We start from the raw sequence: 8,043 nt of genomic DNA, 5'->3' as shown, positions 1-8,043 counted from the left end.
TGCGCCCCCCCACCCCCCCCACACACCCACCACCCCCCCCCCCCCCCCCCCCCCCCCCCCCCCCCCCCCCCCCCCCCCCCCCCCCCCCCCCCCCCCCCCCCCCCCCGACCGCTGGCCGGGGCGGCGGTCCCGTCGGCCAGAGCGCCCGGTATCGGACGCCACCCCAAATTGGTCTCGAAGTACGCCACGGCAGCGCCGACCGATGGCCACCAGACATCGTCGAGCAGCACGATGCCGCCAGGTCGGACGATCTCGCCCAGGAAGTGAAGGTCGACGAACACGTTGTGGAACTGGTGGCTGCCGTCGACGAACGCCGCGTCCGCGGCGAAACCCGCGTCGGCCAACCGAGGAAGGAACCGCTGCGATGGTTCGGTCACCAGCTCGGCGATGTCGTCCAGGCCGGCGCTGCGCAGCAGCTCCCACCCGACACCGTCGTACGCCGTGTACTGGAACGGGTCGATCACCAGATGCCGCGGGTTCCGTGAACCGGTGCACAGCAGCGCCTCGCTGATCGCCAGCGCCGAGCTGGCATAGGCGAGCCCGATCTCGACGAGCGTGCCGACTCGCTCTTCCACCAGGAGGTCACGTACCTGATCACAGTCACGCTCCGGCAGCGTGACTGTGGCGAAGTCCGGACCACCATCGGGACTCCGCGGCGGCCCGTGCTCGGTGAGCTCGCGGCGTACAGCGGCCACTCGATCCGGCCACTCGCCTGCGACTCCGTCCGGTTGCACGATCGAGTTCACCAAGAACACTCTTTCTGGCTGAGGGCACGGGACATGGCAACTGTGACACTCAGAGCGGCCAACTGAAGCACTCAGTCACAGCTCGTTGAGCCGAAGCACGGTAGTTGTCACAAGCCACGGGATGGGTGGGGAAGCTGTTGCTGGCTGAGGGTGCCTTTCGGATGGCTCCCCTGCAGGGTGAGATGACGCTGTCTTTCCTGGGACGGATCGCGGACACGTACGGCCTGACGGTGCCGAGTCTGCTGTCGGCGGTTACCGAGGTGGCCGGCCAGCAGGGCGTCACCGGGGCTGTCCAGGGCGACAGTGAGGTGTTCTTGAACGCCGCGGCCCGGGACCGGGTCGCGGCGCTGTGTCGTGTGCCGCAGGCGGGCTTACACCGTGCGTTGCCGGCCTGGACGCGGGAGGAGCCGCTGGGCCCCGCGAAGGAGAGGCCGGCGGCGCGGCTCCACAACGGGGCCGAGACGGTTGCCGCCTGGGGTCCGGCCTGCCCGGGCTGTGTGGCTGCGCGGACCGGCCGCGTGGCACCAGCCCGGGTGTACCTGGCGGCGCACCAGCGATTCTGCCCACGCCACCAGTGCTGGCTGATGAACGTGCCCGGCAGCGGGGGCACTGTCGTCGGGCTGGCCGGATGCCCGGAGGTGGTCCAGGCGCAGGAGGATCACCGCACGCTGCTGCGCCGCTCCCCCGTCGCTGCTTCGGCATTCGAGGTCGCTGAGGCGGTCACCGCCTGGTGGAGGGCGCAGCTCCACTCGTACGGCGCGGCCCTCCGCGAGGTCATGCCCTGCGTCGAGCACCGGCAGTCGAAGTACCTGAACAACCGGGCGGAGAACAGTCATCAGCCAACCAAACAGCGCGACCGGGCGATGAAGGGCCTCCACAGCACCGGCGCAGCCCAGCGGTTCCTGTCCGCGTTCAGCGGCATCTCACCCCACTTCCGGTGCCGCCGCCATCTGATGCCCGCACACGACTACCGCGCCGAGATGACCGTCCGCTTCGCGATCTGGGACCAGATCACCGGCGTCGCCGGCCTCGCCGCTGCGGCCTGAGCACAGCCCGGAACCCGGGCTCCACCAGGCCACGACGCGCCATCAGACACCTACCCGCCCGACAACGTGACAGCGCCCCGGTGTGGGGTCTTCGACCCGTCAGGCCGACCGGATCGCCAGGGGGACGTCGCTCCGGCGTTCCAGGCATCCCTTCAGCGTGACCACGCCGTCCCGGACAGACACGGCGACCGCGTCGCAGGGCAGGCCGAGCGCGCCGACCAGGACCTCGTCGGTCACCTGCCGGCGGATGTCCTCGTCCGAGCGCAGGAAGACCCGCAACAGGCGTCAGGAGCAGGAGCGCCGCCGCCTGGAGGCAGAGGAACAGGCCGCCGCGCAGAAGCCGGCGGCTGGCTCCTCACTTGCGCACCTGACCCGGGCAAGCTGCGGCGACCGACCACGCGGGCAGGCCCACGGTGGCAGGCCCACGGTGGCCCTGGGCAAGCCCGCGTTGTCGGCGGGCGGCTGCAGGGCTTGGGCGGATGAACGGCGATGAGCAGATGCTGAACGGCCGGGTCCAGTCGCGGAGCACGACGACCCCAGCCTCGGCCCGCTGCATCTGCTCACCGGCCGGAGACCGGGTCATGCCCCAACTTCTCCAGCCGCCTCGCCCGCTTGGCCGGTCCCTGTTCCGGCTTCGTACGCCCCTTCGTTGTTCCGAGACCCATTGTCCGAGCGGTGTTGCGTCCCTTTGTGTGATCATGCGCGCCGATCAGCACGCGTCTGGTGGCAGCGAAAGGGCCCCGCGAGAAGGGCCCCCGGCTCGTGAGCCGAACGGCGATGCCTTCAAGCGGTCCCGCAGCGGACTGACCACGTGTCCCAAGACATTCCCGATACTCCCTTTTCCGCAGGTCAACTGGGGTGGGACCGTTCCGGCGCCGGGGATGCGGGGGCTGCTGTTGCGGGGGGCCCCGGGCGTCCTCGAAGCTCTGGGTGTCGCACTGGCCGAGGCGCAAGCACCGTCCCGGCAGTGGCACGGCGACGGCATCCACCCCGCAGCTTCGCACCGGGCATCTGTGTGTCCGGGCACCGGAGGTGCGGAGTTCGGCAACCGGGATCGGCATCGGGCGCGGACGAGGTGGTGAAGGGCGGCAGACGTCTTCGGGGCGAAAGCCGGAGCCTGCCGCGAGCAATCACTCACGGATCAGAGAGAAGACGCACATGAACAGAATGTCCTTGGCACGCTGTCGTCCGAGCAGCCTCCGCGTGGCTGCCGTCGGCCTCGTCCTGGCCGTCGGGCTCGGCGTGTCGGCGCAGGGGTCGGCGCAGGCGTTTGTCCATACCGCCGTGAAGGTGCCCGCCGCCTCGGAGTCGGCCACGGTCGCGAAGCCGGCCGCCGCCGCACCGAAGTCGGTCACCGGTATGTCCGGACACGTGGTGACCCGGGTCGCCGACTTCTACGGCGCGTACATCGATGCGAAGGGCGACTACGAGAACCCGGACGCCACGCTGGCCAGGGCGCTCCGCACGCACTACCTGACGCCCGATTTCGCCAAGCGGCTGGCGGCCTGGGAGAAGGAGAACGGGGCGGACGGTGTTCTGCGTGCCCAGAACATCCCCACGCGGTGGACGGTGACGGACAACGGCACCCTGGGGCATGCTCACGAGGTCACCGTCACACTGACCTTCGGCAGCGGGAGGAACGCGCAAGAGACCAAGCTCTTCGTACTGGTGGAGCGGTACAACCACATCAGCGACATCGCGACCACGAGAGCCCACTGACGGCGGAGCCCGCCTTGCCCAGCCGGACGGGGCGGGTGCCCGTCCGGCTGGGCAAGGCCAAGGCCGGCGCGCGGCGGCCATGAACGCGACCGTCGGCGTCTGCGTATCGGACGTCGTCGACCATCGGGGGCCGGCGCGACGACTGCCGTCCTTCGGGCAACAAGGATCCATGCCACGCCCACCTGACGTGCAGTGATATCAAGGCCTGGGATGCGGAATCGCGGGCGGACGAGGGGGGGAACGATGTCGGTTCGGGACGATGCCGAGGAGTTCGCGGCGTTGCTGCGTCAGCTCAAAGACCGCACCGGCCGGAGTTACGGCTCCCTCGCCCGCCAGCTCGACATGAACGCCTCCACACTGCACCGGTACTGCGCGGGCGAGGGCGTTCCTCAGGACTTCGCGCCCGTCGAGCGGCTAGCGACCTTCTGCGGGGCGACGCCTCAGGAGCGGCTCGGACTGCACCGACTGTGGCTGTCGGCGGTGGCGGCCCGGCAGCGGGTGCGTACGGCCGACTCACCGGAGGCAGCAATGCCGGCACCAGCACCAGCACCAGCACCAGCACCAGACACGGAAACGGAAACGGACCCGGACAGGGGTAGGGACAGGGACAGGGACACGGACGCAGACGGGGACGAGGATGGGGACGGCGGCAGGGACCGGGACAGGTACGGCGACCGCGCGGGCTGCGCCCACCGCCGTCGACGGGTCTTCGCGTCCGTCATCGCCGTCTGCGCACTGCTCGTCATCACCGTCGCGGGTCTGTCCGCCCTCTCGGGCGGCCACTCCTCCGGGACGGACACGTCGTCCCGCTCCATGAGCCCCGGGGGGACCACCGGGCCAACCGCCGCCGGCGCATCCGGCCGCTCGGCGCTACCGTCGGCCACCGCACCCGCCGCCGGCCAGCCCCTCACCTGGAGCGTCGACCCCCTGGTCTGGGACAAGGGCTGCGACCGTGACTACGTCCTCGACAAGCCGTCCGCGCAGGTGCCTCCACCGCCGTTCCCGCAGGACGCCGATATGTGGGCGGCAACGCAGGGCGCGGTGCACGGGCGACAGACGAAGGTGCAGATCTCGGTGCAGGGGCGGTCGTCCACGGCCGTGGTCCTGAAGGCGATCCACGTCCGGGTCGTCAGCCGCGGCACTCCCGCCGGCGGGAACGCCTACTCCATGGGCCAGGGCTGCGGCAGCGATCTCACTCCCCGTCGCTTCACCGTGAACCTTGACCAGGACCGCCCCCTGGCCCAGCCGAAGGACGGCGCGAACGGTGCCGACAGCGGGCACACCATCCCGGCCGTACGCTTCCCGTACCGTGTCTCCGCCGAAGACCCGGAGGTGCTGGAGGTCCACGCGACGACACAGGCCTACGACACCCGCTGGTACCTCGAACTCGACTGGTCCTCCCAGGGCCGCACCGGCACGATCCGCATCGACGACGACGGCCGCCCGTTCCACACCACCAGCATCAAGGGCATGCCGCACTACTGGTACGGCAGGAACGACGCGGGAGAGCGAGCCTGGATCCCGCTCGACAGCTACTGACCTTTCGGGTTGCCGTCGGGCGGTGACGTTGGGGAGTTCCCGCGGTATGCCGGTGTTATGCGGTACGCGGTCTCAACGCAGCCGCGCCCATCGCGACGACCCAAATGTCCCTGGAGACGGTCCGAAACGACGAACGGACGACTGCGGTGCTGGACGACTGCGGTGCTCAACGACCTGATCCCCGCCCGGCACGTCGCACCTAGTGGCGTTGCTGGCCCATGAGAGCGCCTCCTGCACCGGCCGGTGCCGAGGGGCCACAGCGAAGAGATCGTGGTCGACGGCGAGACGGAGCCGGTGTCCGTCAAGCTGGGCGTATGGGTCTCCAACACCAAGTCCAGGCGCGACAAGCTCAACGCCGACCAGCTTCAAGCGCTGCGGGAACTGGGCATGGACTGGGCAGGGCCGGTCACGATCCCCCGGGTGGCCCCGGACAACCTCTGACGACTCCCAACGCCGTGTGCGAGTCCCGGGCGTTTCCAGGCCAACCGGTGTAGGAAACCTGCCCGCGTTGTATGCCTGGATGTAGGCGCCGTCGCTGTTCTTCATGATCCGCGAGTCGGGGTCGGTGAAGTTGGCCTGGGCCTTCGGCTTGGGCCTCGCTTTCGCGGCGGCCTGCTCTCCCGCGTCGGTGACGGCCTGCTCGTCGCGGACGCCGGTGCGGTCCTGGTGGCGGCGTTCTTTGTTCGAGCACCTCGTCGACCGGGTCGGTGACGAACCGGGCCAGATGATCCCCGGGGAGCCAGTCGTCCAGTGACGGCGGCAGCAGCAGGACCTGGTGCGGGTCGAACGCCCGGAACGTCTTGTCCACCGCTGCCGCACGACGTGGCGGCTGTTTGCCCTCGGCCGGCTCGGCCTCGAACAGCCCCTCCTGATCACGCATACCGGGATCACCCCGTACGAGTGATCACCAGACACACGCGGGTTGCCGGTCACTGCGACACGCTCCTGGCACATCCCGGTGCCGTCAGGCAGGTTCCGCGGGCGTGGGTCCCAGGGTCCGGATCGCGAGCTCGATCGCGGTGGTCAGACGCTCGAGGTCGTGGCCGGCGCGTTCCCGCACCCTCAGACCGAGAACCGTGGTGAACAGCAGTTCCACGGCGTCGTCGATGTCGAGGCCGGCGGACAGTTCGCCACGGTCACTGCCCTCGGCCAGTGTCGAGCGCAGGGCCTGCCGCGTGACCTCGAACGCGGCCTCGGTCCGCTGACGGACCTTCTCGTCGGTGGTGCCGAGTTCGGTGGCGGTGTTGACCACGAAGCAACCGCGGCCGGACTTGCCCTCGGCCGGACAGGTGACCAGCCACAGCATCCATTCCCGCAGTACCTCCCGGACCGGACGGTCCGCCGCGTCCAGCCGCTGCCGCGCCTGAGCCGACTCGGTGGCCCGGTAGTGGTCGAGCGCGCGCAGGAACAGCGTGTGCTTGTCCGTGAACGTCCGGTAAAGGCTGCTGGGCGTGAGCTTCAGCTCGTCGCCCAGGTCGCGCACCGACGTGGCGTGGTAACCGCGTCGCCAGAACAGCTCGGTCGCCGACGTGACCGCGTTGTTCTCGTCGAACTGTCGGGGGCGTGCCATGTATTCACCTTACCCAACTTGTGGAGCGAGTGCTCCCATACTAGTCTCGCCAATATGGGAGCGATCGCTCCCGAACTGTTGAAGGAGGCTCAGTTGTCGACCGCAGAACAGACCCCCACCCAGACACAGGAACCAGAGGTCCCGGAGAAAAGTCGCTGGATGGCGGTCTCCGTGGTGGCTTTGGGCACCTTCCTGCTGGTGACCGCTGAGCAACTGCCGATCGGTCTGCTGACCTCCGTGGGGTCCGCGCTGTCGGTCTCCGAGGGGACGGCCGGGCTGATGGTGACGGTGCCCAGCATCGTCGCCGCGTTCGCGGCACCGCTGGTTCCGATGCTCGTGGGGTCGCTGGACCGGCGCATTCTGCTGCTCGGACTGATGGCCCTGATGACCGTCTCCAACCTGACCTCCGCCCTGGCACCGAACTTCGCCGTGCTGGTGGGCTCCCGGGTGCTGGTCGGTATCGCGATCGGCGGCTTCTGGGCGGCCGCCAGTGGCCTGGCCGTCCGGCTCGTCGCCCCCGCCGACGTGCCGCGAGCCACCGCGGTCATCTTCGGCGGCGTCGGAGCCGCGAACGTGTTCGGTGTCCCGCTCGGCACCCTGGTCGGTGACCTCACCGGCTGGCGCATCGCCTTCTCCTCGCTGAGCGCCCTGGCGCTCGTCACCCTGATCGCCCTGCTGGCGGTGCTGCCGGGGCTGGCCGCATCCCAGGCCATCCGGCCGAAGCTGCTGACGGAGCAGTTCCGCAACCCGGGCGTGCGCGTCGGCATCATCGCGACGGTGCTCATCGTGTTCGGGCACTTCGCCGCCTACACCTTCGTGAGCCCGGCACTGCAGAAGCTGTCGGGGATCGACGAGCGCTACGTCGGTCCGCTGCTGTTCGGGTTCGGCGCGGCCGGCATGATCGGCAACTTCGTCGCCGGCTCGGCGCTCTCCCGCCGGGTGCACCGGAGCGTGCTGATCATCTCCGTGGCCCTCGCGATCGCGATGCCGCTCTTCCTGCTGCTGGGCCAGACCGCGGTCGGCGGCGCCATCCTGCTGATCGTCTGGGGTCTGTCCTACGGCGGTGTGTCCGTGGGCCTCCAGACCTGGATGATCAAGTCCGCCCCGCGGGCCGTGGAAGCGGCCTCCTCGCTGTGGGTGGCGGTGTTCAACCTGGCCATCGGCCTCGGCGCGCTGGCCGGCGGCGTCATCGTCGACACGCTCACCCTCCAGGGCGTGCTGTGGCTCGGCGGCGCCTGCGCACTGCTCGCCGCCCTGGCGATCTGGACCGCCCGCACCAACGACGCCCTGCGATGACCGAGCTCCTCAGGGCCCACCGGGGACGCGTAGCCACAACGGCGGGGGGGGGGGGGGGGGGGGGGGGGGGGGGGGGGGGGGGGCGGGGGGGGGGGGGGTGTGGGGGTGGGGGGGGGTCGTTTTTTTG

At 70.1% G+C, this 8,043-nt stretch carries 5 protein-coding genes and 4 pseudogenes; 6 read left to right on the top strand and 3 right to left on the bottom strand.

Annotated elements, in window-relative coordinates:
- Nucleotides 1-575, bottom strand: a pseudogene (locus ACZ4YY_RS36255) (class I SAM-dependent methyltransferase); the annotation flags it as partial.
- A gap of 332 nt (nt 576-907) precedes the next feature.
- On the opposite strand from ACZ4YY_RS36255, the pseudogene ACZ4YY_RS36250 reads away from it, so the two are divergent.
- Both ACZ4YY_RS36250 and ACZ4YY_RS36245 read left to right on the top strand, forming a co-directional pair.
- A pseudogene (locus tag ACZ4YY_RS36250) lies at nt 908-1,318 on the top strand (TniQ family protein); the annotation flags it as partial.
- Nucleotides 1,319-1,486: 168 nt separating this feature from the next.
- A pseudogene (locus ACZ4YY_RS36245) lies at nt 1,487-1,792 on the top strand (DDE-type integrase/transposase/recombinase); the annotation flags it as partial.
- A 99-nt stretch (nt 1,793-1,891) separates the two neighbouring features.
- On the opposite strand, the gene ACZ4YY_RS36240 reads toward ACZ4YY_RS36245, so the two are convergent.
- Nucleotides 1,892-2,071: a BON domain-containing protein gene (locus tag ACZ4YY_RS36240; protein ID WP_468299501.1), complete on the bottom strand. Its 180-nt coding sequence runs from the start codon at nt 2,069-2,071 to the stop codon at nt 1,892-1,894.
- A 924-nt stretch (nt 2,072-2,995) separates the two neighbouring features.
- On the opposite strand from ACZ4YY_RS36240, the gene ACZ4YY_RS36235 reads away from it, so the two are divergent.
- From ACZ4YY_RS36235 to ACZ4YY_RS36225, 3 genes and pseudogenes are all read left to right on the top strand, one after another.
- The gene (locus ACZ4YY_RS36235) at nt 2,996-3,511 is read left to right on the top strand and encodes a hypothetical protein (protein ID WP_468299500.1); all 516 of its coding nucleotides are present in this window, start codon (nt 2,996-2,998) and stop codon (nt 3,509-3,511) included.
- A 243-nt stretch (nt 3,512-3,754) separates the two neighbouring features.
- Nucleotides 3,755-5,050 carry a helix-turn-helix domain-containing protein gene (locus ACZ4YY_RS36230; protein WP_468299498.1) on the top strand — a complete coding sequence of 432 codons (1,296 nt, stop codon included), beginning with the start codon at nt 3,755-3,757 and terminating at the stop codon, nt 5,048-5,050.
- Nucleotides 5,051-5,284: 234 nt separating this feature from the next.
- Nucleotides 5,285-5,491, top strand: a pseudogene (locus ACZ4YY_RS36225) (helicase associated domain-containing protein); the annotation flags it as partial.
- A 523-nt stretch (nt 5,492-6,014) separates the two neighbouring features.
- Here ACZ4YY_RS36225 and ACZ4YY_RS36220 read toward each other — a convergent pair.
- Nucleotides 6,015-6,620: a TetR/AcrR family transcriptional regulator gene (locus ACZ4YY_RS36220; RefSeq protein WP_468299496.1), complete on the bottom strand. Its 606-nt coding sequence runs from the start codon at nt 6,618-6,620 to the stop codon at nt 6,015-6,017.
- A gap of 159 nt (nt 6,621-6,779) precedes the next feature.
- Here ACZ4YY_RS36220 and ACZ4YY_RS36215 point away from each other — a divergent pair, with 159 nt between their 5' ends.
- Entirely contained in the window at nt 6,780-7,916 is a 1,137-nt protein-coding gene (locus tag ACZ4YY_RS36215) for an MFS transporter (RefSeq protein WP_468299494.1), read from the top strand.
- Nucleotides 7,917-8,043 lie beyond the last annotated feature (127 nt).

Source organism: Streptomyces sp. NPDC030143 (genome assembly GCF_055573695.1).
Note: the sequence above shows the minus strand (reverse complement) of the source record. Positions and strands in the feature narration are given on the sequence as shown.

Coding starts and splice junctions, on each gene's coding strand:
- ACZ4YY_RS36230 (WP_468299498.1), top strand. CDS start 3,755: ATGTCGGTTCGGGACGATGCCGAGGAGTTCGCGGCGTTGCTGCGTCAG.
- ACZ4YY_RS36220 (WP_468299496.1), bottom strand. CDS start 6,620: ATGGCACGCCCCCGACAGTTCGACGAGAACAACGCGGTCACGTCGGCG.
- ACZ4YY_RS36215 (WP_468299494.1), top strand. CDS start 6,780: ATGGCGGTCTCCGTGGTGGCTTTGGGCACCTTCCTGCTGGTGACCGCT.